The sequence below is a fragment of the Azospirillum sp. TSH20 genome (assembly GCF_003115935.1).
Lineage (GTDB): Bacteria > Pseudomonadota > Alphaproteobacteria > Azospirillales > Azospirillaceae > Azospirillum.
On sequence record NZ_LGQU01000193.1, the window covers coordinates 1 to 26,347 of the forward strand.

The 26,347-nt window shown below is 68.4% G+C and carries 23 protein-coding genes and 1 pseudogene; 6 read left to right on the plus strand and 18 right to left on the minus strand.

All coding sequences use genetic code 11. The annotated features are described in order from the left end of the window. The 11 genes from TSH20_RS33635 to TSH20_RS33685 all read right to left on the minus strand — a co-directional run. A partial coding sequence (locus TSH20_RS33635) for a cbb3-type cytochrome c oxidase subunit I (RefSeq protein WP_109493031.1) occupies positions 1-1,577 on the minus strand: 1,577 nt, incomplete at its 3' end. Continuing rightward, positions 1,574-2,551, minus strand: coding sequence for a cytochrome c oxidase subunit II (gene coxB, locus TSH20_RS33640; protein ID WP_109155904.1), 978 nt, complete (start codon positions 2,549-2,551; stop codon positions 1,574-1,576). The genes TSH20_RS33635 and coxB, both read right to left, overlap by 4 nt. Positions 2,552-2,568: 17 nt before the next feature. Next, positions 2,569-3,381, minus strand: coding sequence for an SCO family protein (locus tag TSH20_RS33645; protein WP_109155886.1), 813 nt, complete (start codon positions 3,379-3,381; stop codon positions 2,569-2,571). Then, positions 3,378-3,857, minus strand: coding sequence for a hypothetical protein (locus TSH20_RS36035; protein WP_247871161.1), 480 nt, complete (start codon positions 3,855-3,857; stop codon positions 3,378-3,380). The genes TSH20_RS33645 and TSH20_RS36035 overlap by 4 nt, the downstream gene beginning before the upstream one ends. Continuing rightward, a complete protein-coding gene (locus TSH20_RS33655; protein WP_109155887.1) occupies positions 3,850-4,941 on the minus strand; it encodes a hypothetical protein in 1,092 nt (363 codons plus the stop codon). The genes TSH20_RS36035 and TSH20_RS33655 overlap by 8 nt, the downstream gene beginning before the upstream one ends. Beyond that, a complete protein-coding gene (locus TSH20_RS33660; RefSeq protein ID WP_109155888.1) occupies positions 4,938-5,456 on the minus strand; it encodes a cytochrome c in 519 nt (172 codons plus the stop codon). The genes TSH20_RS33655 and TSH20_RS33660 overlap by 4 nt, the downstream gene beginning before the upstream one ends. Continuing rightward, positions 5,453-6,004, minus strand: a complete 552-nt coding sequence (locus tag TSH20_RS33665; RefSeq protein WP_109155889.1) for a DUF3341 domain-containing protein — start codon at positions 6,002-6,004, stop codon at positions 5,453-5,455. Before TSH20_RS33665 ends, TSH20_RS33660 begins: the two co-directional genes overlap by 4 nt. After that, positions 6,001-7,341 (minus strand): NrfD/PsrC family molybdoenzyme membrane anchor subunit, encoded by a 1,341-nt coding sequence (gene nrfD / locus TSH20_RS33670; RefSeq protein WP_109155890.1) that lies wholly within the window; start codon positions 7,339-7,341, stop codon positions 6,001-6,003. Before nrfD ends, TSH20_RS33665 begins: the two co-directional genes overlap by 4 nt. Positions 7,342-7,393: 52 nt before the next feature. After that, on the minus strand, positions 7,394-10,381 hold the full coding sequence (locus tag TSH20_RS36265) for a TAT-variant-translocated molybdopterin oxidoreductase (RefSeq protein WP_109155891.1): 2,988 nt from the start codon (positions 10,379-10,381) through the stop codon (positions 7,394-7,396). Continuing rightward, complete coding sequence (locus tag TSH20_RS33680; RefSeq protein ID WP_109155892.1) at positions 10,378-11,031, minus strand: cytochrome c3 family protein; 654 nt, start codon at positions 11,029-11,031, stop codon at positions 10,378-10,380. The genes TSH20_RS36265 and TSH20_RS33680 overlap by 4 nt, the downstream gene beginning before the upstream one ends. 14 nt (positions 11,032-11,045) lie before the next feature. Continuing rightward, positions 11,046-11,156 (minus strand): twin-arginine translocation signal domain-containing protein, encoded by a 111-nt coding sequence (locus TSH20_RS33685; protein ID WP_109155893.1) that lies wholly within the window; start codon positions 11,154-11,156, stop codon positions 11,046-11,048. Positions 11,157-11,988: 832 nt separating this feature from the next. Here TSH20_RS33685 and TSH20_RS33690 point away from each other — a divergent pair. The 3 genes from TSH20_RS33690 to TSH20_RS33700 all read left to right on the plus strand — a co-directional run bounded on the left by TSH20_RS33690 (position 11,989) and on the right by TSH20_RS33700 (position 15,324). Continuing rightward, entirely contained in the window at positions 11,989-12,378 is a 390-nt protein-coding gene (locus TSH20_RS33690; RefSeq protein WP_109155894.1) for a hypothetical protein, read from the plus strand. 151 nt (positions 12,379-12,529) lie between these two features. After that, positions 12,530-14,017, plus strand: a complete 1,488-nt coding sequence (locus tag TSH20_RS33695; RefSeq protein ID WP_247871162.1) for a DegQ family serine endoprotease — start codon at positions 12,530-12,532, stop codon at positions 14,015-14,017. Between the two features lie 5 nt (positions 14,018-14,022). Then, on the plus strand, positions 14,023-15,324 hold the full coding sequence (locus TSH20_RS33700; protein WP_109155906.1) for a DUF2254 domain-containing protein: 1,302 nt from the start codon (positions 14,023-14,025) through the stop codon (positions 15,322-15,324). A gap of 21 nt (positions 15,325-15,345) precedes the next feature. Here the strand turns inward: TSH20_RS33700 and TSH20_RS33705 are convergent, their stop codons facing one another. Both TSH20_RS33705 and TSH20_RS33710 read right to left on the minus strand, forming a co-directional pair. After that, on the minus strand, positions 15,346-15,912 hold the full coding sequence (locus TSH20_RS33705) for a sigma-70 family RNA polymerase sigma factor (RefSeq protein WP_158282112.1): 567 nt from the start codon (positions 15,910-15,912) through the stop codon (positions 15,346-15,348). 47 nt (positions 15,913-15,959) lie between these two features. Next, positions 15,960-17,057 carry an ABC transporter substrate-binding protein gene (locus TSH20_RS33710; RefSeq protein WP_109155897.1) on the minus strand — a complete coding sequence of 366 codons (1,098 nt, stop codon included), beginning with the start codon at positions 17,055-17,057 and terminating at the stop codon, positions 15,960-15,962. Between the two features lie 178 nt (positions 17,058-17,235). Here TSH20_RS33710 and TSH20_RS33715 point away from each other — a divergent pair, with 178 nt between their 5' ends. Next, positions 17,236-17,919 carry a response regulator transcription factor gene (locus TSH20_RS33715; protein WP_109155898.1) on the plus strand — a complete coding sequence of 228 codons (684 nt, stop codon included), beginning with the start codon at positions 17,236-17,238 and terminating at the stop codon, positions 17,917-17,919. A 7-nt stretch (positions 17,920-17,926) separates the two neighbouring features. Here the strand turns inward: TSH20_RS33715 and TSH20_RS33720 are convergent, their stop codons facing one another. From TSH20_RS33720 to TSH20_RS33735, 4 genes are all read right to left on the minus strand, one after another. Next, positions 17,927-21,409, minus strand: a complete 3,483-nt coding sequence (locus TSH20_RS33720; RefSeq protein ID WP_199231890.1) for a PAS domain-containing hybrid sensor histidine kinase/response regulator — start codon at positions 21,407-21,409, stop codon at positions 17,927-17,929. An 86-nt stretch (positions 21,410-21,495) separates the two neighbouring features. Then, entirely contained in the window at positions 21,496-22,299 is an 804-nt protein-coding gene (locus TSH20_RS33725) for a DUF4396 domain-containing protein (protein WP_247871163.1), read from the minus strand. Positions 22,300-22,349: 50 nt separating this feature from the next. Continuing rightward, positions 22,350-22,652, minus strand: a complete 303-nt coding sequence (locus TSH20_RS33730) for a hypothetical protein (RefSeq protein ID WP_109155901.1) — start codon at positions 22,650-22,652, stop codon at positions 22,350-22,352. Between the two features lie 147 nt (positions 22,653-22,799). Next, positions 22,800-23,456 carry a hypothetical protein gene (locus tag TSH20_RS33735; RefSeq protein ID WP_247871164.1) on the minus strand — a complete coding sequence of 219 codons (657 nt, stop codon included), beginning with the start codon at positions 23,454-23,456 and terminating at the stop codon, positions 22,800-22,802. A 61-nt stretch (positions 23,457-23,517) separates the two neighbouring features. Here TSH20_RS33735 and tcuA point away from each other — a divergent pair, with 61 nt between their 5' ends. Together tcuA and tcuB are read left to right on the plus strand one after the other, a co-directional pair. After that, positions 23,518-24,969: an FAD-dependent tricarballylate dehydrogenase TcuA gene (tcuA, locus tag TSH20_RS33740; protein ID WP_109155902.1), complete on the plus strand. Its 1,452-nt coding sequence runs from the start codon at positions 23,518-23,520 to the stop codon at positions 24,967-24,969. Beyond that, on the plus strand, positions 24,956-26,101 hold the full coding sequence (tcuB, locus tag TSH20_RS33745) for a tricarballylate utilization 4Fe-4S protein TcuB (protein ID WP_109155903.1): 1,146 nt from the start codon (positions 24,956-24,958) through the stop codon (positions 26,099-26,101). The genes tcuA and tcuB overlap by 14 nt, the downstream gene beginning before the upstream one ends. 58 nt (positions 26,102-26,159) lie before the next feature. Here tcuB and TSH20_RS33755 read toward each other — a convergent pair. Beyond that, positions 26,160-26,347, minus strand: a pseudogene (locus TSH20_RS33755) (aldehyde dehydrogenase (NADP(+))); the annotation flags it as partial.

Consider the following 26,347-nt stretch of genomic DNA (forward strand, 5'->3'; position numbering starts at 1 on the left):
TCGAAATTGTGGGCGGGCGGGGGGGAGGAGGTCTGCCACTCCAGCCCGGTCGCCGCCCACGGGTTGGATCCTGCCCGCTTGCCGCGGAACAGCGACCAGCCGAGATAGAAGAAGGGCAAGGCATAGCCGACCGCCAACACCGACGCGCCGGCCGACGAGAAGATGTTCCAGGCCTGGAATTCCGGCGGGTAGGAATAGTAACGCCGCTCCATCCCCAGATAGCCCAGGATGAATTGCGGGAAGAAGGTCAGGTTGAAGCCGAAGAAGATCAGCAGCGCCGCGATGCGCGCCCACCATTCCGGATAAAGCCGCCCCGTCACCTTGGGCCACCAGTAATGCAGCCCGCCGAAATAGGCGCTGACCATGCCGCCGACCATGATGTAGTGGAAGTGCGCCACGACGAAATAGGTGTCGGTGACATGGACATCGAACGCGAGGTTGGCGACGAACAGTCCGGTCAGCCCGCCGATGGTGAACAGCCCGATGAAGCCCAGGGCATAGAGCATCGGCGCGTCGAAGCTGATCCAGCCCTTGTGCAGCGTGGCGGTCCAGTTGAACACCTTGATCGCCGACGGCACCGCGATGACGTAGCTGAGCAGCGAGAAGACCAGCCCGGCATAGAGCGAGATGCCGGCGACGAACATGTGGTGCGCCCACACGAAGAAGCCGATGATCGCGATGGTGATGCTCGACCACACCACGAACTTGTAGCCGAACAGCGGCTTGCGGGCGAAGCAGGGCACGATCTCGCTGATCACGCCGAAGCCCGGCAGGATCATGATGTAGACCGCGGGGTGGGAGTAGAACCAGAACAGGTGCTGGAACAGCAGCGGGTCGCCGCCCAGCGCCGGGTCGAAGATGCCGACCCGCAGCAGCCGTTCCACCGCCACCAGCATCAGGGTGATCGCCAGCACCGGCGTCGCCAGCACCATGATGACGGAGGTGGCGTAGTTCGACCAGACGAAAACCGGCAGCCGGTACCACGTCATCCCCGGTGCCCGCATCCGGTGGGTGGTGACGATGAAGTTCAGCCCGGTCAGGATGGAGGAGAAGCCGACGGCGAATACGGCGGCCAGCGCCAGCACCACATAGCCGTTGGAATAGAGCGAGGAAAACGGCGTGTAGAAGGTCCAGCCGGTGTCAACCCCGCCGATCAGGATGGCGAACAGCGCCAGGAAGCCTGCTCCCATATACAGGTACCAGCTGAGCAGGTTCAGGCGCGGGAACGCCAGATCCTTGGCGCCGATCATCAGCGGGATCAGGAAGTTGCCCATGGTGTTGGGGATCGATGGGATCAGGAAGAACCAGACCATCACGATGCCGTGCAGCGTGAACAGCCGGTTGTAGATGTCCGGCGTGAAGATGCCGGCCGGCGTCACCAGATTGAGCCGGATCAGCGTCGCCGCCAGCCCGCCGACGAAGAAGAAGAAGGTGATCGACAGGGTGTAGAGGATGGCGATCCGCTTGTGATCCTTGGTCAGCAGCCAGGACCGCAGGGTGACGCCTTCCTCCGTCAGGTAGTTCCTGGTGGCGACGACGGGCTCGTCCGGCTTTCCGGTCACGGTCGCGGTGGTCATTGGGCGGGCCTTTCCGCGCTACCGGCCGATTGGCCGGTTTGGGAGTTTTCAGCCGTCTTGTCGGCCAGCGATTTGATGTAGGCGACCAGCTTCAGCAGATCGTCCTCGCCGATCTGCCCGGCGAAGGAGGGCATGACCGGCGGATAGCCGGCGGCGATCTCCGACTTCGGTTTCAGGATCGAATCGCGGATATAGCGGTCGTCGGCGATGACGGTGCGGCCATCCTCCAGCGGCACCGGGCGGCCGAACAGCCCTTCCAGCTTTGGCGCGTGGACGGTGCTGGCGGTGCCGTGGCAGCCGCTGCAGCCATAGCTGCGGAACAGCGCCTCCCCCTCCTGGGCGAGGCTGGGGCCGGGGTCCTGGCTGTCCAGCCAGCGCTGGAAGTCGGACGGTTCCATGACGACGACGGTGCCGCCCATCCGGGCATGCCAAGTGCCACAGAACTCCGCGCAGAACAGGCGATATTCGCCGACCTTCGTCGGGGTGAACCACAGCGTCTCGTACCGGCCGGGAAGGGCGTCCTGGCGGACGCGGAAGGCGGGGATGGCGAAGTCGTGGATCACGTCCTGCGAGGTCAGCACCAGCCGCACCGGCTTGCCGACCGGGACATGCAGCGTGTCGATCTCGCGCTGGCCGCCGGGATGCTCGATCTTCCACATCCACTGCTTGCCGACGACATAGATGTCGGTGGCGTCCTTGGGCGGGCTGTGGATGCCGACATAGAGGTCCGCTCCCCAGAAATAGAGGCCGAGAAAACCGATGAAGGTGGCGACGGTCCAGGCGGTCTCAACCCTCCAGGTGCGGCCCAGCCGGTTGCCGCGCTCCACCTTGCTGCCCTTCCGGTAGCGGACGCAGAAGCCGATCATCAGCCCGAAGACCAGCAATAGGATGAAGGCGCTGGTGCCGATCAGGGCGGCAAACAGCCAATCCATGTCGGCGGCATGGGCGGACGCGGTGGGGGGGAGGAGTTGCATGCTTCCCATGGCCGGCCTCACCCCTTTCCCGGCCGGCGGGTGGCGCGCCACACCAGCAGCCCGACGCCCAGGACCGAGACGGCGCCGGTCGCCTGCATCAGGCGGCCCACCTCGGCGTTGTATTTGCCCTGCGCCGGGTCGTAGCCGTAGCAGAGCAGCAGCAGATGGTCGGCCACCGAACCGACGGCCCCCTTTGAGGCGTCGACCAGCCCGAGCCGCAGGTCGGTGGGGTCGTAGCCGATTCCCAGGATGTAGCGGGAGACCGTCCCGCCCGGCGAGACCAGCACCACGCCGGCGGGATGGGCATATTGCCCGCTGGCCTCGTCCAGCTTGTAGGGGAAGCCGGCTGCGGTGGCGAGGCGGCGCACGTCTCGCCCCTGATCGGCCGGGTCGTCGACCAGCGCGTGGATGGCGCCGGCCAGTGCCGGATCGCGTTCGAAATGCCGTGCCTTCATCGCCGCCGCGTCAGCCGGGCTCTCGTTTGGATCGATGCTGACCGCCATCACCGCGTAATCCTTGCCCGGCGTCAGCGGCACCTGTTCGAGGGCCGCCGACAGATCGCCCAGCACCACGCCGCACAGCGTCGTGCAGCGGAAATAGTCGAAGACCAGAACCAGCGGCTTCCCCTTGTCGAACAGCGCCGCGGTGGTGACGGCTTTGCCGGCCTCGTCGCGCAGCCGGATGTCGCGCGGCAACTGCGTTCCCAGATGCTGGTCGAAGGCGAAATCCTTGAAGCCGGACGGCAGCAGGGCCGTCGGAGAGGCGTGCGCACCTGTCACGGGCAGAGCCAGCAGAAGGCCGGTCAGGGTGGCGATGGCGAGCCGTCTCATCGCTGCCCCTCCTGCCTTGCGTCCGCCGGCCAGTCGGGAATTCCGTGCTCGGCGACGCGGCGCATCGCCTCGTCGATGGGAATGTGGGCGATGCCGCGCTCTTGGTCGGCCCAGCCATAGCCGGTCAGCCGTTCCAAAGATCGCTCCTTGTAGAGCTTGAAGTCGGCGGGTGGATCGGTCTGCAGGCGTGGTTCCGGCATCGGCGTCGTCAGGCCGCGGTTCCGGTCGGTGGTCGCATCGGGGAAGATCAGCATCAGCGAGACCACGACCGTCCCGATCAGGCCGGCCGCCAGCGCGCCGAGCAGGACGAACAGCCAGGGCGGCGTGTCCCGCTTCTCGAAGCGCGTGTCGGGATTGCGGCCCTCCGGGTCAGGCCGCTTCGGCGAACGGCCGCGTCCCAGCCGCGTCCAGCCCAACAACATCGCCGCCGCGGTCCCGGCGATGCCGGGCCGGTTGATGCGTGTGGCCTTATCCATGGCGAACGCCTTCCGCCATCAGGTCGTCGGCGCGGGTGACGTGCCCGCTCCGGCCCGAGTGTCGCCGGTCGGCGCCCAAGCGCCACAGGAACACCGCCATGCCGGCGCCACCCATCGCCAGTGTCGCGGCGGGGGCGAACCAGGTGAAGCCGCCCTCCAGCCCCGGCAGGATCAGCCACCAGCATTCCAGCAGATGCGCGGCCAGCAGCAGCAGGCAGATGGCCGCCAAGCCGCCCCGGCTGCGCTTCACCGGCCACCAGATCAGGGCCGCGAACGGCAATGCTCCCTGCGCCAGTGCGCCCAGCACCGCGATCCAGCCCCAGCCGCCGGACAGGCGTGCGACGTACCACGTGATCTCGTGCGGCAGATTCTCCTGCCAGACGATCAGGAACTGCATGAAGGACAGGTAGAACCACAGCAGAATGGCGGCGATCAGCAGGCTGCCAAGGTCCCTCCTCTGCCCCGCGTCCCTCCGTCCGCCCAGGATTGCCGCCAGCGTCGCCAACGCCAGGGCACCAAGAAGTTGACCGCTGACGATCATCATCCCGTAGATGCTGGACCCCCAATCGGGCTCCACCGACATGAACCAGTCGAAGGAGGCGAAGGTGACGGTCAGCCCCAGCAGGATCAGCCCCGGCGCCGCCAGCGGGTTGCGGCCCCGTCCGGAGCGCAGCAGCGTCGCCAGGGCCAGCCCGAGCCAGACCACGGCATAGACCGCCGCCCGCCCGTAGAAGAAGGGGGTGTTCAGGTAGAAACGGTTCTTCAGATGCATGGCCTCCACCGGCCTTGCCCAGGGGTACAGCTCCGGCAGCAGGATCAGCACCGGCACCAGAAGCAGGAGCGCCAGCGGCAGCACGGCGACCATGGCGCGCAGGGGCGGCACCACGGCCGATCCCCAGCGTCCGCCGGTCAGGTCGTGGGCGAACAGCAGCATCATGGCGCCCAGCGGCAGCCCGATCCAGAAGGCGAAGGACGCCAGCCAGCCGCGCAGCACCGCCTGCGGATCGACCAGCGCGCCGATGGCGCAGACCGCACCACCGGCCAGTGCCACGCCGATGGCGGCGAGAAGCGGGCGCCGGCTCATCGCAGCGTCCTCCGCACATCGTCCGGCAAATCGGCCGCCGCGGTGTTTTGGCTGGTCTGCAGCGCCCGGATATAGGCAGCGATGGCCCAGCGGTCGTCGGGAGTGACGCGGTCGGCATAGGAATACATCGCTCCCCAGCCGTTGGTGGCGACGTCGTAGAAATGCCGGGTTGGGGCGTTGCGCAACGCCTCGCTGTGGAAGGAGGGCGGATGCGGGAAGCCGCGCTGGACGATCATGCCGTTGCCGTCGCCGAGATAGCCGTGGCAGGGCGTGCAGTAGATCTCGTAGCGCTCTTTGCCACGGTCGAGCAGGGCCGCCGTCAATGCCGGGGCCGGTTGCGGCAGGTCCTCGCGCGCGACGGTGTTGGGCGCCGGCTCCGGCGGCCAAGCCCGGCTGCCTGAGTTGGCATTGGCGGGCGTCCAGGTCTTGTCGCGTGGCTGCTTCGCCATGTTATCGCAGGCCCCCAGCAGCGTCGCCGCGCTCAGCAGAAGGGCGAGGGGAAACAGCCGGATCATGCCGGCACCTCGTCGATCTTTACGCCTTCGCCATGGGGCAGCAGCCGTTGCAACAGGTCGCTGTCATCGCGCCCCTCCCGCTCCGCGATCCAGATCAGGAACCGGTCCTGCGAGGCATGTTCGAACCCGGGCGCATCGAAGATCGGATCGTAGAGGCGCGGCAGTCGGCAGAACTTGCAGAAGGCAAAAAAGCCGACCAGCAGGATGGCCAGCGCCGCCAGTTCGAACGTCGTAGTGCTGAAGGCCGGCCAGCTGTTCAGCGGCCGTCCGCCGATGTTCAGCGGATAGCTCAGCACCATGCCCCAATATTGCAGGAGGAAGCCGCCGACCGCACCCACCACGCCGGCCGCCACGATGATCAGCGCCAAGGCCCGTGATTTGCGGCCCAGCAACTCGTCCACCTCCTCCACCGCATAGGGGCTGTAGACCTCCAGCCCGGTGAACCCCTCCTGCCGCAGGCGGCGCAGGGCTTCCAGCATCGCATCGGGGCTGTCGAAGGCGGCCAGTGTGCCGCGGATTGTGTGGCCGGTGCCGCGATGTGCGCTCATCGCCCGCCCTCCGCCCTCTTCTTGTGGAGGAGTTCGCGCAGTTCGAACATCGACACCATCGGGATGAAGCGCAGCGCCAGGAAGAAACCGGTCAGGAACAGCCCGACCGACCCGGCCAGCGTCGCCCAGTCCCAGAAGGTCGGCATGAAGACGAACCAGCTCGATTCCGTGTAGTTCCGGTGCAGGCCGCCGACGACGATGACGTAGCGTTCGATCCACATGCCGACCACCACGCACAGCGCGATCAGGAACAGCAGCGGCCGGTTCAGCCGCAGCGGCCGGATCCACAGCAGTTGCGGCACGACACCGTTCAGGATGATCTTCGCCCAGTACCAGGGTGCGTAATAGCCGCCGAGTTCCGACATCACCACCGTGATCTCGTGCTCCTCCCCCCGGTAGAAGGGCATGAACACCTCCATCAGATAGCAGTAGGACAGCAGCAGGCTGGCAGTCAGCATCAGCCGCGCCAGCACGTCGATGTGGCGCAACGTGATGACGCCGGTGAGATCCAGCGCCCGGCGCAGCGGAATGACCAGCATCAGCACCACGGCGAAGCCGGACAGCGCGGCGCCGAAGACGAAATAGGGCGGGAACTGCGTCTCGTGCCATCCCGGCGTCAGGCCGCCGGCAAAATCCAGCCCGACGATGCTGTGGATGGAACAGACCAGCGGCGCCATCAATGCCGCGAACAGGCCGTACAGGATCTTGAACTGGCGCCAGTGCCGCGACGATCCCTGCCAGCCCAGCGCCAGCAGCCCATACAGCACCCGCTGCCAGCGCCGCCGCGCCCGGTCGCGCAGGGTGGCGAGGTCGGGCAGCAGCCCGACATACCAGAACAGCATCGATCCGGCGACATAGACCAGGATGGCGACGAAATCCCAATGCAGCGGGCTGCGGAACTGCGGCCACAGCGCCATCGTGTTGGGATAGGGGAACAGCCAGTAGAAATACCACCAGCGCCCGAGATGGATGATCGGCATGATTCCGGCGCAGGCGACGCAGAACACCGTCATGGTCTCGGCGATGCGGCTGGTGGCGCTGCGCCATTCCGACCGGGTCAGGAAGAACAGGGCGGAAATCAGCGTCCCGCCGCTGGCCATACCGACCCACCAGACATAGTTTCCGATGGCGAAGCCCCAGGCGACCGGCCAGTCGATGCCCCAGATGCCGACGCCGCGGATGAACAGCCAGCCGAGCGCCACCACGAACAGGCCGAGCAGACCGAGCGACAGCCCGAAGCCGGCCCACCACCAGAGGGGCGTGCGGCGTTCCAGCACGAGGTCACTGACATGGACGGTCACCGACAGCGCGGTCACGCCCGGCCCAATCACGTCCATATGGGTGACCCTGTTCAGCTCCTGTCTGGTTTCGGGAGATGGGCCCACCGCCTCACACCTCCTGGATTTCGGGGTTGGGGTTGCGCAGCCGGGCCTCGTAAGTCGTGCGCGGCTTGGTGTTCAGTTCGGTCAGCACGCCATAGTCCAGCGGGCTCGCCTTGCGGCGATTGACCGCGCTGTCCTTGTCGTTCAGGTCGCCGAAGACGATGGCCTCCGCCGGGCAGGCCTGTTGGCAGGCGGTCTTCACGTCGCCGTCGCGGATCGGCCGGTTCTCGCGGTCGGCGGTGATGCGGGCGTTGCGGATTCGCTGGATGCAATAGGTGCATTTCTCCATGACGCCGCGCGCCCGCACGGAAACGTCGGGATTCCAGGATTGCGACAGCCGGTTGTCGTCCGCCGAATAGTTGAAGTAGTTGAAGCGCCGGACTTTGTAGGGACAGTTGTTGGAGCAGAACCGGGTGCCGACGCAGCGGTTGTAGACCATCACGTTCAGACCGTCGGCGTCATGCATGGTCGCCCCGACCGGGCAGACCACCTCGCAGGGTGCGTTTTCGCAATGCATGCAGGGCATCGGCTGGAAATAGGTCTGATCCGGCGCCTCCGTCTCGCCCTCGTACCAGGTGTCGATGCGGATCCAGTGCAATTGGCGGTTCCGCAGCACCTGCTCCTTGCCGACGACGGCGATGTTGTTCTCCCCCTGGCAGGCGGCGGTGCAGGCGCTGCAGCCGATGCAGGAGTTAAGGTTGATCGCCATGCCCCAGGCGTTCCGCGGATACTCGTAATCGGGATAGAGCGAGTGTTCCGGCTCCTTGCGCTTGGCGAAGCCGGGATCCTGGCGGAACTCGTCCAGCGTGGCGTGACGGACCACGTCGGGGCTGTCGATCAACTGGTGGTGCTGGGTGGCGGCCAGCCGGTAGATCTCGCCGGTCTTGCGCAGCTCCACCCCCGGCAGTTGCCAGAGATGGTCGAGCGGCCGCAGCCGGAAGGCGTCGAAGCCGACGCCGCGCCCGACCCGGCCCACCACCTTGCGGCCGAAGCCGAAGGGCAGGGTGACGCAGTCGGGGGCATGGCCGGTCACCCGCCAGACCGGCGCGCGAAGTTGGCCGGCGGCGGTGCGCACCTCCACCACATCCTCGTTCTGCAGGCCCAGCCGCTCCGCGGTTGCCGGCGCCATCAGCAGGGCGTTGTCCCAGGTCAAGGTGGTGAAGGGGCGCGGCAGCTCCTGCAGCCAGCCGAGATTGGCGTACCGCCCGTCGCGCAGCCACGGATCCGGCCGGAACAGAGCGGTCAGCGTCCCGCCGTCCGGTCGTGCCGGCGCCGGCGGCAGCCGGGTTGCGAGATCGGACGCAGGCGAAACGGAAACCGGTGCGGCGGCGCTGTCCGGCACCACGCCGGTGCGCAGGGCGTCGGCCCACAGCCGCTCCGCATCACCTTTGCCCTGGAATCTTTCGATCCAGCCAGCACGCAGGATGGCGTAACCATCGGGCCGCGTCTCGCCGGTGAAGACCGCCAGCAGCTCGTGTGGCGACCAGCCGCCCCACAAGGGCTTGATCTGCGGCTGCTGGATGGTGACGGTGCCGTCGAAGGCCCGCGCGTCGCCCCAGCGTTCCAGCTCATGCGCTTCCGGCACATGCCATGTGCAGAGCATGGCGGTCTCGTCCACCGCGGTGCCGAGATGGACAGACAACGGGACCTTTCCCAACGCCCCGGCGAAATCGAGGTCGACGGGCGCGGTGAAGACGGGGTTGCTGCCCAGGATCAGCAATGTGTCGACCCGTCCGGCCGCCATGTCGGCGACCAGTCCTTTCAGCGACTCGCCATGGTCGACCGGATCGGCCTCCACCGGTTGGATGTAGCTCACCGTATGGCCGGGTGCGCCCAACGCCTCATTGATGGCGTGGACCAACGCATGGACCTCCGCAGATTGCGCCGGCCCGGCATGGACCAGCGCCGCGCCGCGGTTGGCGGACAGGTCGCGGGCGACCGCGCCGAGCCAGCCGGCGGCGTCCTGGCGCCAGTCCGCCGGTCCGACGCCAAGCTCTGCGGCCAGCGCGCGGACCACCACCTCCACCTCGTCCGGGCGGGCGGCGAAGCGATGGTCGGCGCGGGCGCCGGCCAGGGTCGGCACGCTTTCCACCGCATAGAGGCGGCTCATTTCCTCCGGCCGGCCCTCTTCGGCCGCGCGGCGGCGGCGGGCGAAATCGCGGGCGTAGCGCAGATGGCCGGGCGCGCTGTCAAGAAAATCGCTTTCCACCGCCAGGATCGTCTTCGCCTGGTCTAGGTGCAGCACCGTGTCCACCGGTCGCCCGAACGCCAGCATCGCCCCGGCCCGCACCGTGTCACGCCCGTCCGCTTCCCAGCGGTGCCATTGCAGCGCTGGGAAGCGCTGCTTCAACGCGGCGATCTGCCCGGCGAGCGTGGGAGAGGTGACGGTGCCGGTCAGCAGCCGCAGCCCGTCGCCGCCGCGCGCGCCCAGAGCGGGCAAGCGGTCGACCAGCGCCTTGACCAGTCCATTGACGCTGGCCGCCCGGCCGGCGGTCAGCACCGTGCGCGAGCGGTCGGGGTCGTAGAGGTCAAGGATGCTCGCCTGGATGATCGGGTCAAGCGCGCCGAGGCTGGCGGGATGCTCCGGATTGCCCTCCAGCTGGACCGGGCGCCCCATCTGGTGGATGGCCAGCACACCGTCGGCATAGCCGCCGCGTGTGACGGCGGTGGCGAAATGGCGGGCGACGCCGGGAACGAGACCGGGCGGCATCGCTACATAGGGAATTGCCTGATCCGTGGCATCTCCCGCCGCCTCTCCGGGCCCGCAGCCAGACAGCCCGGCCAGCGCGAAGGAGGCGCCCATCAGTTCCAGCAGCCGGCGGCGGCCGACCCGCGCCTCCGCAAGATCCGGCAGGCCGGGGAACTCGGCGCGCAGCAACTCCACCACCGCCGGCTCGCGCGACAGCTCCTCCAGGCTGCGCCACAGCGCCCGGCCGCTCCGCCCGGCCAATCGGCCCTCGATCCGCCGGGCCAGCTCCTCCCGCCGCTCCGTCATCGGTGGCACACCGAGCAGTCGGACAGGGTTTCGGGATGGATGTGGTAGCGCGCCATCAACTGCTTGCCGGACGGCGTCGCCGCAGTCCGCTTCCAGTCGGTGTCGAAGACCGCCTCCTTCGGGCGCAGGTTCGGGGCAGGGTCGCGGTGGCAGTCCAGGCACCAGCTCATCTGCAGGCTCGCTCCCTTCCAGGTCAGGGGCATGGTGTCCACCGGCCCGTGGCAGGTGGTGCAGGCCACGCCCTTGGCGACATGGATGCTGTGGTTGAAGAAGACGTAGTCGGGCAGCGTGTTGACGCGGTTCCAGCGGATTGGCTTGCCGGTGGCGAGGCTCTGGCGCACCGGGGCCAGCAGCTCCGCGTTGGTCCAGATCTGCGAATGGCAGGTCATGCAGGTGTGGGTCGGCGGCAGTCCGGCATTGGCCGACTCCTCCACCGAGGTGTGGCAATAGCGGCAGTCCAGCCCCAGACCGCCGACATGATGCTCGTGGCTGAAGGGCACCGGCTGCGGCTGCACGATGCCCTGCCGTGTCGCATAGGTGGTGCTGGGGAAGAACCACGCGCCGCCGACCAGCGTGACCAGTCCGGCCAGCAGCGTGTAGAGCACCAGCTTGGTCGCGATGTTGGCGGTGGGGCTGAAGACTCCCGGCACGGTTCAATCCCCCGTCACGCCGGCAGTTCCCAGAGATTTTCGACAGGTTGCGCGATGCGCGTCGGTCCTGCGGCAGCCACCAGTCCGGCTGCTGCGGCCGCTTTGAAGAAGCGGCGTCGGTCCATGGCTGTGTCTCCCTATTTTCCGGCCCGGCATCGTGTGGGCTCGACCGGGACGAGGAACGGGGCGAGGGAACGGCATCGGGGTTGGCGTTCATCCGTACAAGTCCCCCATCCGCGATCCGGTTCCATGGCTTCGGTCGGGCTAGCCCGACTGCTCCGGGCGCTTGGCACCATGCGGCCAAGCCATTGGAACAGCACTTCATCAGGGGGCTATCCGCTTTCGACGTAGAGCCCCGTCGGGACCTCCACCGACAGATCAGTTGCCCGGTCCCGATCACCGTCATGACCTTTCCGATCCGGACGGCGGAACCACAAGCGACGGTGCGTCCCCGCACCTCCCGTGTGATTGGAAGGCGGGCAATCCGCCTGCACCGCCGTAGGCGTCCCGGTCGCTGGCGGGGCGCTGGCCACGCTGGACGGGGTGCATGCCGTCCAGCGTGACGGGGTACGGCCTGCTCGGCCATCTGCTGGAGATCGCCGCGGGTCGGGCCTGTCGGCGGAGATCCGCTTCGATGACCTGCCGTTCTTTCCCGACACGCTCGATCTGGCGCGGGCCGGCCACACCACCGGCGCCTCCACCCGCAACTGGGCGAGCTACGGTGCGGAGGTGCGCCTGCCCGCCGATTGGGCGGAGGAACAGGCGGCGCAGGCGTTCATCTTGGTCAGGGTCCGTTTCCCCGAAATCCCCAGCACAAGTTCCGGATTCTGGTGCCGCCGCAGAAATAGGCAGTCTTCCACCAATGCGCGGACCCCGGCGGCGGGAGCAGATCCGGCGGCGGGAGTTGGCCCTGCGCAGGCACGCCCTGCAGGAAACGCAAACACAAAAGGACATGCCATGCGTATCGCAATGCTCATTCCCGTCATCGGCCTCGCCCTGACCGCCGGCACGCCGGCTTTCGCGCAGTCGTCCACCGGCCAGCAGAGCACGCAGAAGAACGGCAGCGCCGCAGCCACCCAGACCCATTCGCAGATTCAGGCGATGACCCAGGATAAGCTCCGCAAGCAGTTGGAGCAGGCCGGCTTCAAGAATGTGACGGTCATCGACGCCGCCTATCTGGTCCAGGCCCAGACCCAGGACGGCAATCAGGTGTTCATGACCATCAACCCGCCGTCGCAGATGTCGGGCAGCTCGTCGACCGGCTCCGGCACTGCGACGACCGGCGGCCAGTCCGGGACCTCCACCACCGGCCATACCGGTTCGGACAGCGGCGCGACAAAGCAGTAAGGCGCCGTCCGCGTAGCCATGAACCGCGGGGGGACAGGCGTCTCCCCGCCCTTTCCGCATGTCCGCAGCAATGAGGTTTCCGATGCATGTTCTTCCTGATCAACACCGGCTTATCGACCGGGGGCCGGCGCCCGTACGGAGGCGCAGCCGGATGTGGCTCGTCGTGGCCGCCGGGCTCCTCCTGGCCCCGGCCGGTCCCGCGCTGGCGCAGGGCAAGTCGGGACCGGCCGGAGAAATGCCGGCCAGCTTCGCCGACCTTGCCGAGGCGAAGCTGCCGTCGGTGGTGACGATCACGGCCTCTACCGCCCCGGAACGGCCGCAGATGGCGCAGTCCGACCAACAGGGCGGCGCAGGCCCCTTCTCCATGCTGCCCGACAGCCCGTTGCGCGACTTCATGGAGGAGTTGTTGCGGCGGCAGACACCGGGCGCCCCCGGCGGCCATGGGCAGGGAGCCCCACGCGGAGAGGCGCCGGCCCGGCCGCACGGCATGTCACTCGGCTCCGGCTTCATCATCGATCCCAGCGGCTACGTCGTCACCAACAACCACGTTGTGGAGCATGCCGACAAGGTCGAGGTCACGCTGACCGACAAGCGCAAGCTGCCGGCCAAGATCGTGGGAACGGACGTCAAGACTGATCTTGCCCTGCTGAAGGTGGAGTCCGACAAGCCGCTGCCCAGTGTCTCCTGGGGCGACAGCAGCACCATGCGCGTCGGCGATTGGGTCGTGGCGATCGGCAACCCGTTCGGGCTGGGCGGCACGGTGACCGCCGGCATCATATCCGCCCGGGCGCGCGACATCGGCGCCGGACCCTACGACGATTTCCTGCAGACCGACGCCGCCATCAACCGCGGCAATTCCGGCGGCCCGATGTTCAACGTCAAGGGCGAGGTGATCGGCGTCAACACCGCGATCTTCAGCCAGTCCGGCGGCAACATCGGCATCGGTTTTGCCATTCCCGCGTCGCTCGCCCGCCCGGTCATCGACGAGCTGCGCAGCAACGGCCGGGTGACCCGCGGTTATTTGGGCGTCACCATCCAGCCGGTCACGCCGGACATCGCCCAGGCGCTCGACCTCAAGGACCAGTCCGGCGCGCTGGTTGCCGATGTGTCCAAGGACGCCCCTGCCGCCAAGGCCGGGCTGAAGAGTGGCGATCTCATCACCGAATTCGCCGGCAAGCAGGTGGCCGGCCCGCATGAGCTGACCCGGATGGTGGCGCAGACCAAGCCCGGCGATACCACCCGCGTCGTTGTCCTGCGCGACGGCAAGCCGGTGACGTTGGAGGCGCGGATCGCGGAACTGCAACCGCCGGCGGAGCAGGCGGAGGCGAAACAGCAGCAGCCCGGCGGGGGCCAGCTCGGCCTGACGCTGGCGCCGATCACGCCCGAGCTGCGCAAGGAGTTCTCGCTCGATTCCGACGTGAACGGTGCCGCGGTGGTGGAGGTTGCGCCGGACAGCCCGGCGGCGAAGGCCGGCTTCGAGCCGGGTGACGTCATTACCCGGGCGGGGCAGCAGACGGTGGGTGATCCCAGTGACGTGGCAAATGTCGTCGATCAGGCCCGCAAGTCCGGGAAGGACCATGTTATCCTTCTACGGCGGCGGGATGGCCAGTCGCTGTTCGTTCCGCTTCCGCTGGGGTGATTGGAGTGAAGGGCCGCCTGCGTTATTACTGGATGTTTCTGCGCGAGAGCCTGTGGTTCGTGCCGCTGCTGATGAGCCTCGCCGCGGTGGCGCTGGCGGTCCTTCTCGTCACCAGAGGACCGGTGCTGCCCGACGGGGCGGCCGAGCTGTGGCTGGTCTACAGTGGCGATCCCGAAAGCGCCCGCCAACTGATGGGCGCCCTGCTGTCGGGCATCATCACGATGACGTCGCTGGTGGTCTCCATCACCGTCGTGGTGCTGACCCTGGCCGCCGGGCAACTCGGCCCCCGTCTGGTGCGCAATTTCATCGGCGATCCCCAGACGCAGGCGGTGCTGGGACTGTTCGTGGCGACGATTCTCTATCTGCTGGTGGTTTTCCGCAGCATCGGCACCCCATCCGACAATGCGATCCCTCACTTCGCGATCACCGTCGGGACCGCGCTTTCGGCCTTATGTCTGTTCGTGCTGCTGTTCTTCGTGCACAAGCTGGCGCGGTCGATCATGTACGACAACGCCGTGCGCGACGTGTCGCACCAGTTGCGCGCGTCCATCGATCTGCTTTTGCCGGAGAATGCGGACGCGGGAAAAATGCCGCCGCCAGTGCCGGAGGACGCGGTGTGGTTCGGGCTGGGAGAGGACGGCTATGTCCAGGCGGTCGACTTCGACATGCTCGTGCGCAAGGCGTGCGAGGCCGACGCGGTTCTCTGGCTCGACGTCCGGCCCGGGCATTTCGCACTCGTTCGCGGCCGTCACCTTGCCGTGCATCCGCCGGAGGCTTGTGACGAGGCGTTCCGCCGCTCCATCCGGCAGGCCTTCATCGTCGGGACCGAGCGGACCCCGACCCAGGACCTCGAATACGGCATCCGCCAGTTGGTGGAGATGTCATTGCGGGCGCTGTCGCCGGGGATCAACGACGTCTATACCGCGCTGACCGTCATCGACATGCTGTCCTCGGCGCTGTCCCGCATCTTCGAACGGCCGCTGCAGGTGGCGGTGCTGTTCGACAAGACGGGCGCTTTGCGTGTGGTCCGCAACGTGACCGACCATGACGGGCTGGTGCGGGCGGCCTTCGATCAGATCCGGCAGGCAGGCGCCACAATGCCGGCCGTTCTGATCCGCGTGGCGGAAGCTCTTGAGGCTCTGGCACCCTATGTCAGCGACGAGCCGCGCCGGCAGCCGCTGCTGGCGCAGATCGCCCTCATCGAGGCTGCGGGCGAGCGGAGCGACTTCCTCGACCGTGACCGCGAGGCGTTGCGCGTCCGCTGCCGCAGCGCGCGGGACAGTCTGTCGGATCGGACCGCCGACTGAAGGGGCTCGGCCGGAGCCGGTCTAACCGGCCGTTCGCCGGGCCATTTCCGAATATCCGGACGAACGGCCGGACATCGGCAGCCCGGTACGCCGGGCCAGGGGTGGACGGCGCAGTGTCTCGCAGTCCGCCCGCAGCCGGTTGCGGGCGCGGGACAGGCGGGACCGGACGGTGCCGACCGAAACGCCCAGCTCGTCGGCCGCTTCGAGATAACTGTCGCCATCGACGGCGACGATGCGGATCAACCGCTGATGCTCCTCCGATAGTCCGCCGATGGCCGTCGCCACCTCCCGCAGCAAGACCTGATGGTCCTGTGACGGTGCGCTGGCGATTTCGCCGTCCATCACCTCGACCTCGCCGAAGCGGCGCTTGCGGGTCCATTTGCTGTAATGGACGTTCTTCAGGATGGTGCAGAGCCAGGCTTCCAAGTTCGTGCCCTGCTCGAACTTCTCGCGGTGGCGGAGCGCACGTTCCAAGCAGTCCTGGACGAGGTCGTCGGCCTCGGCGGGGTTGCGGGTCAGGCTGCGCGCGAAGCGTTCCATCGCTGGCATGGACCGGATCAGGTCCCGGTCGAAGTCATAGGTCATCATGCGCTCCTTTTGGGTTGGCGCAGGGGGGGGTCTCCCTGGTTTTGGGCCTAGTTCCGGGAAGTCTCCGGCGACTGCAGGGAGGCGGAACGGTCGAAGCTGTTCTCGGCGATGCGGAACCAAAGATGCTGGGCGTCGCGGAACGGCTTCCATGAGGAGTAGACCTTGCGGAAGCGGCCGTTCGCCGAGGCCAGCGCCTCCAACTGCTCCTCGGTGGCCCGGTGGGCGGCCCGCAATATCTCCAGCGGAAAGGGGCGAAGGATCGCCCCCTCGGCCGTCAGCTGCTTCAGGGCGGCGGGGTTGAGGGCGTCGTAGCGTGCGGTGACCCAGAGATTTGCGTCGGCGCAGGCGACCTCCACCGCCTCCCGGTACTCGGGCGGCAGCCGGTCCCAGGCGTGGCGGTTGACGTAGCAGGACAGCTGCGCGTTCCCCTCGAGAAAGCCGGGGTAGTAGCAATAGGGCGCAACCTTGTGCAGGCCGAGCCGCAGATCGTCATGCGGGCCGGCCCACGCCGCCGCGTCGAGAGTCTTGTCCTCCAGCGCGGTGCGCAGCCCGGCATGGCCGGTCCGCTGCGGTTGGCCGCCCAGGCGGCGAAGCACGTCGGCGGCCATTCCGGACACACGGAATTTCAGTCCGTTCAGATCCTGCGCGGCGCGGATTTCCCGCCGAAACCAGCCTCCCAGCTGTGAGCCGGTGTTGCCGACCGGGAAAGGGACCACATCGTGGTCGGCAAGCAGTTCGCGCATCAGCATCAGTCCGCCGCCCTGGTACATCCAGGCATTCTGCTGCCGCGCGTTCAATCCGAAGGGGACCGAGGTGTCGAAGACCAGCGCCGGCTCGCGGTCCATCGCCTGATAGCTGGCGCCCAGTCCGATCGGCGCGCCGCCGCTTCCGACGAAATCGAGCATCGGCTGATCCGTCATCGGTAGCAGTGAGGAGTCGCGGTCGATGACGAACCGGTTTCCGGTCAGCCGAGCGACCCGGCGGACGAGGACCTCCACCCCGCCGTTCAGGATGTCCAGTTCCCTCGGGAAGGTCGCGGCCAGCGGCCATCGGATCTGCGGCGGCCCTTGTGCGATCGCCGGGGTGGCGAGCACGGCTCCGCCCAGCCCGAGGCCCATGGCCGTCAGGAGGTTGCGCCGCTTCATCGGTCCTGTTTCCGTCTCTGGTCGACACCGCCTGGGGACTGGGCGTCCGCATTAGCCCATCGGCGCAATGCGGTTTCCGGCGGTGCGACGTGTTTCTCACTCGTTCAGAAAGCTATGTCGTCCTCCTCGTGACTTCCATGTGACTTTGGTTTAGCGGCGAAGCCAACAGGACCCAATCATGCCCACCCACATCGTCGTCGCCGACGATCACCCCATGTTCCGCGACGCCATGCGTCTCGCCATCGCCCGTGCGCTGCCCGAGGCCGAAATCGTCGAGGCCGGGACGCTGGATGCGGCGGCGGCGGCGCTGGAGGAAAGCCCGGACGCCGATCTGCTTCTTCTCGACCTGAACATGCCGGGGATGCAGGGCTTCGCCGGGCTGGTCTATCTGTGCAGCCGCTTTCCCGCCTTGCCCATCGCGGTGATCTCCGCCAACGAGGAGCCGCGGGTGATCCGCCGTGCCCTTGGCGCCGGCGCCTGCGGCTACATCCCGAAATCCGCCCCGTCCGACATGCTGGGCGAGGCGCTGCAGGCCCTGCTGGCGGGCGAGTTGTGGCGGCCGGCGCTGCAGGAGCCGGACGGTGCAGGCAGGGAAGAGGATGCGGCCGCCCGGATCGCCAGCCTGACGCCGCAGCAGGTCCGGGTCCTGATGATGCTGAACGACGGGCTGGTGAACAAGCAGATCGCCTATGAGCTGGGCGTGTCCGAAGGCACGGTGAAGGCGCATGTCTCGGCGATCCTGCAGAAGCTGGGCGTCACCAGCCGCACCCAGGCCGTGATCCTCGTCCGCCAGTTGGCCGAGGACGCCGACGCCCCGCAGGAGATGATCCGCCGCGCGGCGGAAGAGCGGCGGGCCGGCTGAGGCCCGCCTATTCCGCCGCCGGCCGCGCATTGGTCAGGCGGCGCATCAGCGTTCGCAGGGCGGCCGGGCGGATCGGCTTGTTCAGCAGCGGCAGGCCGAGGCTCTCCGCCCGTTCCTTGACGCTGGCGGACCGGTCGGCGGTGATCAGGGCCGCCGGAACCGGATGGCGCAGCCGCTGCCGCACCGCCTGGACGCAGGCGAAACCGTCCTCTCCTTCGTTCAGATGGACATCGGCGAGGATGAGATCCGGCGCTCCGCTCTCCGCTTCGGCCAGGGCGGCGGTGAGCCCGGTGGCGGTCCGCACCCGACAGCCCCAGCCGCCCAGCATCGTCCGCATCCCGTCCAGGATGGTGGGGTCGTTGTCGATGCACAGGATGCTCGTCCGCTCGGCCGGCGTGGACTGCGCATCCGCCGCCTGACGATCGGCCTGTGCATCCGGCAGCGACACGCCGCGCGCGATGCGGACAGCGAAGACGGTTCCGCGGCCGGGGATGGAGTGCAGCGTCACCGGATGGTCGAGCACGCGGCCGATGCGCTCGACGATGGACAGCCCCAGCCCCAGCCCATGTTCCACCCCCGGTGCCTCGGCGAAGCGCCGGAACTCGCCGAAGACTAGGGCCTGCTTGTCCTCTGGAATGCCGATGCCGGTGTCGCAGACTTGGACCAGGACATGGCCGGCGGCCCGGCGGGCGCCCAGAAGCACCCGGCCCTGAGGCGTGTAGCGGATCGCATTGGCCAGCAGGTTCTGCAGCAGCCGGTGCAGCAGGCGCCAGTCGCTGTCGACGGCGAGGCTGCAGGGCAGGATGCGCAGTTGCAGCCCCCGCTGCTCCGCCAGCGGCGCGAACTCCACCGCCAGCGTGGCGAAAAGTCGGCCGAGCGGGAAGCTCTGCCGCTCCGGCTTCACCGCGCCGGCGTCGAGCCGGGAGATGTCCAGCAGTTCCCCCAACAGTTCCTCCACCGACGCCAGGGCGCCGTCCAGCTTGCCGATCAGCGCGTCGTTCGGCATCCGGTCGCCGAGGCTGGAGGCATAGAGGCGCGCGGCGTTCAGTGGCTGCAGCAAATCGTGGCTCGCCGCGGCGAGGAAGCGCGTCTTGTCCTGGCTGGCTTCCTCCGCCGCAGCCTTGGCACGGGCCAGTTCGGCGGTGCGCTGGCGGACGCGCTGCTCCAGCCGGTCCTTGGCTTCGGCCAGCGCCGCGGCGGCGCGGACACGCTCCGTCATGTCGGAGAAGGTGGTGACATAGCCGCCGCCGGGCATCCGGCAGGTGTGCATCTCCAGGACGCTGCCGTCCGGCCGGTGCTGCTCGACCGGGTTGGCGATGCTGGCGAGGAAGACGTCGAGCTGCCGGGCGACGAGGGCGGCGGGATCGCCCTGGCCGTAGAGCCCATGCAAGGCGCCGAAGCGCAGGATTTCCGGAAGGGCGATCCCGGCCGGTTCCATCTCCGCCGGGATCGCCAGCAGCCGGCGGAAGCGGCGGTTCCAGCTGACCAGCCGCAGATCCTTGTCGAAGACGGCGATCCCCTGGGCGACGTTCTCCATGGTCGTCTGCAGGACGTCGCGGTTGTACTGGATGGCCGCCGTCGCGTCGTCCAGCAGCCGCAGCGCGTTGCCCTTGCCGACGCTGTGCCGTTCCAGCGTCAGGGCCATCACCAGCCGGGCGGAGGCGGCGCCGATGGCGCTCGCCAGCAGTTTCTCCGTCTGCCGGATCAGGCGCAGGTCGGCTTCTCCCGTGCTGTTGGACGCCGACAGGCCGGCGAAGCCATGCTCCGCCCGTTCGGGGCCGAGATAGCGGGCGGCCACCGTCCTCAGTTCTTCCGCCGTGACGGAGCCGGTGCGCGGTTCGAACCCGGCATGGCTCCACTGGAGGTCGGTGTCGGTGAAGGCGCCGGCCTGCAAACGCTCGATCGGCCGTGGCACCGTCCGCAGCGAGACCGCGATGTAGACCACGCTGTTGGCGAGCAGGCTCCAGGTCACGCCATGGACGAAAGGATCGAAATGGAAGCCGAGCAGACGCTGCGGCGCCAGCAGGCCGGTTCCGAACGGACCGGTGGTCAGGATGGTGGACGACAGCCAGCCGGCCTCGATGATCGCCGGCAGCAGCAGCGTGTAGCCCCACACGACGAAGCCGGCGACGACGCCCCAGACGGCGCCGGTCGCTGTGGCCCCCCGCCAGATCATGCCGCCGATCAGGGCCGGCGCGAACTGCGCCACCGCGGCGAGGCTGACGAGGCCGATGGAGGCCAGAGGGAAGCCGGTCCCGATCATCCGGTAATAGACGTAGGACAGCAGCATCAGCACCAGGATCGTCACCCGGCGGGTGCCCAGGATCAGCCGGCGCATGTCCAGACGATCGATCCGGCCGCCACGGCGGCGCAGCAGGATGGGCACCACCAGATCGTTGCTGACCATGTTGGCGATGGCGACGGAGGAGACGATCACCATGCCGGTGGCGGCGGACAGGCCGCCGACGAAGGCGATGGTCGTCAGAATTTCCTGCCGGCCGGACATGGGCAGGGCCAGAACCGTCATGTCGCGGTCCACCGAGCCTTCGGGGAACAGCAGGAGGCCGGCTGCGGCGATTGGAACGACGAACAGGGCCATGGCCGCGAGATAGGTCGGGAACAGCCACGTCGCCTGCCGGATATGCTCCTCGTCGCGGTTCTCGATGACGGCGACGTGGAACATGCGCGGCAGGCAGAGGACCGACAACCCGGCCAGCGCGGTCATGGTGATCCAGCTGGAACCGTTGACGCCGCTGGCGAACTGGTGCCGCAGGTCCGGCTCGGCCGATGCCAGACGCAGCAGGTCGGCCGGTCCGTCGAACAGTCCCCAGGTCGCGTAGGCGCCGATGGCGAGGAAGGCGGCCAGCTTCATCACCGCCTCCACGGCGATGGCCAGCATCATGCCTTCGTTGCGTTCGGTCGCGTCGACGTGGCACGTGCCGAACAAAATGGCGAACAGGGCGAACACCACGGCGGCGACCAGCGCGCTGTCGGCCCAGATCGGGGAGGCCGCCGGCTGCTCCAACATGACGATCTCGGGATAGCGCAGCAGGACGGCGAAGCTGGACGAGACGGCCTTCAACTGCAACGCCATGTAGGGCACGGTCCCGACGATGGCGCCCAACGTGACGATGGCCGCGACCGACTGGCTCTTGCCATAGCGGGCGGCAAGGAAATCGGCGATCGAGGTGATGTTCTGGGCCTTGGCGATCCGCAGGATCTTGTGCAGCAGCGGCCATCCCAGCGTGAAGATCAGGATCGGGCCGACATAGATCGGCAGGAAGGCATAACCGCCGGTCGACGCCATGCCGACGCTGCCGTAGAAGGTCCAGCCGGTGCAGTAGACGGCCAGCGACAGCGCATAGACCAGCGGACCCGATCCCGCCCCCGGCTGCGTCCCATGGCGGCGCGCCCGGCGGTCCCCCCAGGAGGCGATGGCGAACAGGAACCCGAAATAGGCCAGCGCGATGGCCAGAGCCGCTCCACTCATCAGCATGCCTCCTGAGTTCGGAGGTGACGTCCTGCGGCACAACGGAAAAATCGGGGAGGATCAGGGCAAAAGGGGCGGGTTCCAGCCTACATCCTCTCCTTCACGCCGGTGGAGATCAGCCACCAGTTGACCGGGTAGGATGTGACGAAGCCGCAGAGCATGGCGATCTGCATCATGAACCAGAACTCCGGGGAGGCCGGCTCCAGCTTTGCGCCCAGCACCGTGCCGAACAGGTAAAAGCCGGCGAAGGCCATGAAGCCGTACATGCCGACCTGCCACGCCGTCAGCGAGGCCGCATCGGCCTTCACCGCCTGCACCAGCCCTTCGCCGGGGGACAGGTTGCGCATCGGCTTGATGGTGAAATACTGGAAGGCGACGCCGAATGCGAAGGCGAAGATGAAGTCGACGATCCACACCGCGAACATCTTCTCGGCGAACAGGCTGCGCCAGCCGAACCAGACCGCCACCGTCGGTGCGAACACCACCAGCCATTCGGCGATGATGTCGCCCAGCGTGCAGCCGCTGCCGCAATGGGCCGCCCCCTTGGCGACCATCATCGGGAAGGGCGTGTCGCGCTTGCTCGGCATTTCCTCGCCGCGCTCCTTCGCCTGCCGCATCATCTCGTGGGTCGCCAGCCGGCCATAGGTGAAATAGCCCCAGAGGGTGAGGACCGTCCCGAACAGGGCGGTCACCGGCCAGACGACGTTCATGATCCACATGTGCTGGGGATGGCGCACCACGTCGACCAGCACGATCAGCGCGCACAGCCCGCCGAAGACCAGGGCGGCGATGGACAACACATGCAGCCAGTCGGGAACCATCGAAACAACCTCCGCGTCGCTGTGGACGGGCGGGACGATTTCGTCCGGCCCCGGGCGACAACTCGGCATGGCGGCGGTGGGTTCCTGATGATGTCGGGGTGCGGCTCGGAATGGCAGGCTCATGTCCCCGGAATGACCTTCTGGAGCGCCAGGGTCAGCGGGAAACACAGTGCGGCGGCAACGGCGAGCAGGGCGGCGCGGGCGAGGCGGGAGGGCGGCCAGCCCTGCGGTGCAGTGGCGCCCAGCCTGCGGCCGGCGATGGCGAACAGGCGCATGAACTCCGCCGTACCGGGCAGGGGCGGGGCGGCCAGGATCGTCTCAAGCCATGCCGCGGCCTCCCGGTCCTGTTCGGCGACCAGGGCGGTCAGGATGCCCGGCATGGCTTCGGGCGCCGCGGCGAGCAGCATCGTCGGATCGGCCATCCCTGCTCCACACGCCCCCGCTCCACACGCCACGGTCGTCATGGGTGCGGGCTCCTGCATTTCGACGTTCCATCGGCCGATAGCGCAATTCAGGGTGCGGATGGCGGCCGGTTACACCCCATATGGGATGCATTAAACGTTGGTATGTCAACTGATGATACGTGTCGGGTCCGGGGAACGGATCGGTCGGGGGTGGAACGGCGTGGAACAGTTTTCAGCGGATGTTCCATCCAGCGGCGGCCGGGCCAGGATGGCGGCGATCATCTCGGGGTTGGGAGGGATGCGCTCGCGAAGTTCGCCGGGGAGGTCGTCGTCCGGTTCGGGGGCGGTGACGGCGGGCGGATCTTCCGGCCGGGGGGCCGGGGGTTGGGAAGCCGGGCGTTCGGCCGCCGGGGCGTCGAGACCGGCGAACAGCCCCAGCCGGTCGGCCAGCCAGCGCACCGTCGCCGGATCGCCCATGGAGACCAGCCGCTCGATCTGCTCGGCGACCAGGGCGCGGATCGAGGACAGGCGGAGTTCGGCCTCTCGGTTCAGCGCCTGCCGTTCCCACCACACCCTGTGACGAAAATCCTTGGACCCGTAATAGGCGCGCCACAGGGTGGTGCGGCTGCAGCCCATGGCGCGGGAGACCTGGAGGAAGCTGCTGCCGCGCGCCAGCATGCCGGCGGCCATGATCCATTGCTCCTCGTGGAACTGGGATCCGGGGACCAGCGAGCCTTCGGCGGGCACCGGCGGCTCTTCGGCCCAGCGGGGGAAACGGTCGCCAAGAGCGTTGGGGGCAAGGGTGCGGCTGTCGAGCGCCATGGTTTTTCTCCCTGGGTGGGTGGAACCTCTGGCGGGGAGCTTATGGGAATTTGATCCTGTCATGGGGAGTTTTTGTGCAAAAGCCGGGGCGCTGCCCTGTGTCGCAGGGCTTGGCCCTTCCCAGCGCAGGCCGTCCGGGTCTAAAGCCATGGCGATGACCGGTGTACCGTACGACTGCGACGTTCTGGTGGTGGGTGGCGGGAACGCCGCGCTCTGCGCCGCCATCGCCGCCCGCCGGGCCGGCGCGGCGGTCCTGCTGCTGGAGGCGGCGCCCAAGGCGCTGCGCGGCGGGAACGCCCGCCATTCCCGCAACATGCGGGTCATGCATGACGCGCCGACCCCGTGGGTGCGGGGGCGCTATCCGGCCGACGATTATCTGGCCGACCTGCGGCGCGTGGCTGGGGATGCAGATGACGGGCTGGCGCGGCTGTTCGTCGACGCCAGCGCCGACATCGTCGATTGGCTGGCCGGCAACGGCGTGCGGTTCCAAAGCTGTGCCGACGAGGTGCTGCCCTATTCGCGCAAGACCGCCTTCTTCCTCGGCGGCGGGAAGGCGCTGGTGAATGCGCTCTATGCCACCGCCGATGGGCTGGGCGTCGCCATCCGGTATGACAGCACCGTGCGAGGGCTGCATCTGCGCGACGGGGCGCCGGCCGTCACCGTGGGGGAGCCGGGCGTCACGGTGACGGCGCGGGCGCTCGTCGTCGCCTCCGGCGGGTTCCAGGCCGATTCCGGCTGGCTGCGGCGGGAGTGGGGCGAGGCTGCCGACCGGTTCGCGATCCGCGGCACCCCGCATGCGACCGGCATTCCGCTGAAGGCGCTGCTGGACGAGGGGGCGGAGCCGGTGGGGGCGGCGGATCGCTGCCACATGGTCGCGGTGGATGGCCGCGCGCCGCCCTTTGACGGCGGCATCGTCACCCGGTTGGACGGCATCGCCCACGGCATCGTCGTGGACCGGGATGGCCGTCGCTTCGCCGACGAAGGGGCGGTCGTCGGGCCGTCGCGCTACACGGCCTGGGGCGAGCTGGTGGTCCGGTGCCCCGGCGCCGTCGCCTTCTCGATCTTCGATGCGGCCATCGAGACGCGGTTCCGGCCCTCCATCTTTCCGGCGATCCGGGCGGACAGCATCGGCGAACTGGCGAGGGATCTGGGGATTTCTCCGCCGGCCTTGGAGGCCACGGTGGCCGGCTTCAACGCCGCGATCACCGGCGGAGGCGGCACGGCGGGCGTCGATCCGCCGAAGACACGGCTTGCCGAACCGATCATGGTCCCGCCCTTCGGCGCCTATCCGGTGCGGACCGGCGTCACCTCCACCTGCCTGGGGGTGCGGGTCGATGAACGCGCGCGGGTGCTGCGGCGGGACGGGGCCGGTTTGGAGGGGGTTTATGCCGCCGGGGTCGTCATGGCGCCCAACATCCTCGGCTGCGGCTATCTGGCGGGCGGCGCCATGACGGTCGGCGCCGTGTTCGGCCGCATCGCCGGACGGGAGGCCGCAGCCCATGCCCTGCGCTGACGACGAGGCCGGCCGGATCGCGGGGGAGGCGCGGCGGGCGCTGGAGATCTGCAATGCCTGCCAGTTCTGCGACGGCTATTGCGCGGTCTTCTCCGCGCTGAAGTCGCGAAGTCTGGTCTTGGCGGCGGACCTGACCTTCCTGTCCAACCTCTGCCACAACTGCCGGTCCTGCTATCACGCCTGCCAGTACGCACCGCCGCATGCCTTCGACCTGAACCTGCCGAAAAGCCTCAGTCTGGTCCGGCAGCAGACCTACCGCGACCATGTCTGGCCGCCGGTGTTGAGGGGGCGCCTGCCCGGCGCGGGGTGGTCCTTCGTCGCCGCCGTCACCCTGGCCGCGATGGTGCTGGTGGCGCTGCCGGCGGTCCTGAGCCTTCCGGCGGAGGTGCTGTTCGGGCGGCATGACGGGCCGGGCGCCTTCTACCGGCTGGTGCCATGGGGGGCCATCGCCGGGGTCGCCGGGGCGGTGATGCTGTGGTCGCTGCTCGCCATCGGTTTCAGCGTGGCGTCCTTCTGGCGCGGCATGGGGCCGGCGCCGGCCGGAGCGGCGCTGTGGCCGGCTCTGCGTGATGCGCTCCGCGATGCGGCCAGCCTGCGCAATCTCGGCGGCGGCGGGGCCGGCTGCAACGATAGGGACGAACGCTTTTCCCAGGCGCGGCGGCGGTTCCACCATGCGCTGTTCTATGGGGTGGGGCTCTGCTTCGCCGCCACCGGCGTGGCGACCGTCTACGACCATGGACTGGGCTGGCAGGCGCCCTATCCGCTGCTGAGCCTGCCGGTCCTGCTCGGCGGCCTCGGGGGTATTGGGATGGTGGTTGGCACGGCCGGGCTGGCGCTGCTGAAGCGGCGCGCCGATCCGGGACCGATGGCGCGCAGCCTGAGCGGCGCCGATGGCGCCTTGCTGGCGCTGCTGTTCCTGGTGGCGGCCAGCGGCCTCGGGCTGCTCGCGATGCGCGAAACGGCGGCGATGGGGCCGCTGCTGCTGGTCCATCTCGGCCTCGTGCTCGGCTGGTTCGCGACGCTGCCCTACAGCAAGTTCCTGCACGCGCCGTTCCGCGTCGCCGCCCTGCTGCGGGCGGCGATGGAGCAGAAGCCCTCTCCCCCGCTCACGCGCAAACGTAGTTTGCGCTGACGCGACAGGCGGACCTTTGGTCCGCCGAAAGCGGGGAGAGGGGGACTTGGGCTGGCGATTAGGTGCGACCCAGTTCTCCATCCACCCGCCGCCACAGCCCCAGCGGGTTGCCGTCGCGCAAGGCCTCCGGCAGCAGGTCGGCGGGGATGTCCTGGTAGCAGACCGGGCGCAGGAAGCGGCGGATCGCCAGCGTGCCGACCGAGGTGCTGCGCGGGTCCGAGGTCGCCGGGAACGGGCCGCCATGCA

Bases quoted from the DNA above. Each gene is read 5' to 3' on its own strand.
- TSH20_RS33665 (WP_109155889.1), bottom strand. From the start codon at position 6,004: ATGAGCGCACATCGCGGCACCGGCCACACAATCCGCGGCACACTGGCC.
- TSH20_RS33655 (WP_109155887.1), bottom strand. From the start codon at position 4,941: ATGAGCCGGCGCCCGCTTCTCGCCGCCATCGGCGTGGCACTGGCCGGT.
- TSH20_RS33715 (WP_109155898.1), top strand. From the start codon at position 17,236: ATGCCCACCCACATCGTCGTCGCCGACGATCACCCCATGTTCCGCGAC.
- TSH20_RS33725 (WP_247871163.1), bottom strand. From the start codon at position 22,299: ATGCCGAGTTGTCGCCCGGGGCCGGACGAAATCGTCCCGCCCGTCCAC.
- tcuB (WP_109155903.1), top strand. From the start codon at position 24,956: ATGCCCTGCGCTGACGACGAGGCCGGCCGGATCGCGGGGGAGGCGCGG.
- TSH20_RS33705 (WP_158282112.1), bottom strand. From the start codon at position 15,912: ATGATGACCTATGACTTCGACCGGGACCTGATCCGGTCCATGCCAGCG.
- TSH20_RS33660 (WP_109155888.1), bottom strand. From the start codon at position 5,456: ATGATCCGGCTGTTTCCCCTCGCCCTTCTGCTGAGCGCGGCGACGCTG.
- nrfD (WP_109155890.1), bottom strand. From the start codon at position 7,341: ATGGACGTGATTGGGCCGGGCGTGACCGCGCTGTCGGTGACCGTCCAT.
- tcuA (WP_109155902.1), top strand. From the start codon at position 23,518: ATGGGGAGTTTTTGTGCAAAAGCCGGGGCGCTGCCCTGTGTCGCAGGG.
- TSH20_RS33720 (WP_199231890.1), bottom strand. From the start codon at position 21,409: ATGAGTGGAGCGGCTCTGGCCATCGCGCTGGCCTATTTCGGGTTCCTG.
- TSH20_RS33735 (WP_247871164.1), bottom strand. From the start codon at position 23,456: ATGGCGCTCGACAGCCGCACCCTTGCCCCCAACGCTCTTGGCGACCGT.
- TSH20_RS33730 (WP_109155901.1), bottom strand. From the start codon at position 22,652: ATGGCCGATCCGACGATGCTGCTCGCCGCGGCGCCCGAAGCCATGCCG.
- TSH20_RS33690 (WP_109155894.1), top strand. From the start codon at position 11,989: ATGCGTATCGCAATGCTCATTCCCGTCATCGGCCTCGCCCTGACCGCC.
- TSH20_RS33685 (WP_109155893.1), bottom strand. From the start codon at position 11,156: ATGGACCGACGCCGCTTCTTCAAAGCGGCCGCAGCAGCCGGACTGGTG.
- TSH20_RS33695 (WP_247871162.1), top strand. From the start codon at position 12,530: ATGTGGCTCGTCGTGGCCGCCGGGCTCCTCCTGGCCCCGGCCGGTCCC.
- TSH20_RS33710 (WP_109155897.1), bottom strand. From the start codon at position 17,057: ATGAAGCGGCGCAACCTCCTGACGGCCATGGGCCTCGGGCTGGGCGGA.
- coxB (WP_109155904.1), bottom strand. From the start codon at position 2,551: ATGCAACTCCTCCCCCCCACCGCGTCCGCCCATGCCGCCGACATGGAT.
- TSH20_RS36035 (WP_247871161.1), bottom strand. From the start codon at position 3,857: ATGGATAAGGCCACACGCATCAACCGGCCCGGCATCGCCGGGACCGCG.
- TSH20_RS33645 (WP_109155886.1), bottom strand. From the start codon at position 3,381: ATGAGACGGCTCGCCATCGCCACCCTGACCGGCCTTCTGCTGGCTCTG.
- TSH20_RS36265 (WP_109155891.1), bottom strand. From the start codon at position 10,381: ATGACGGAGCGGCGGGAGGAGCTGGCCCGGCGGATCGAGGGCCGATTG.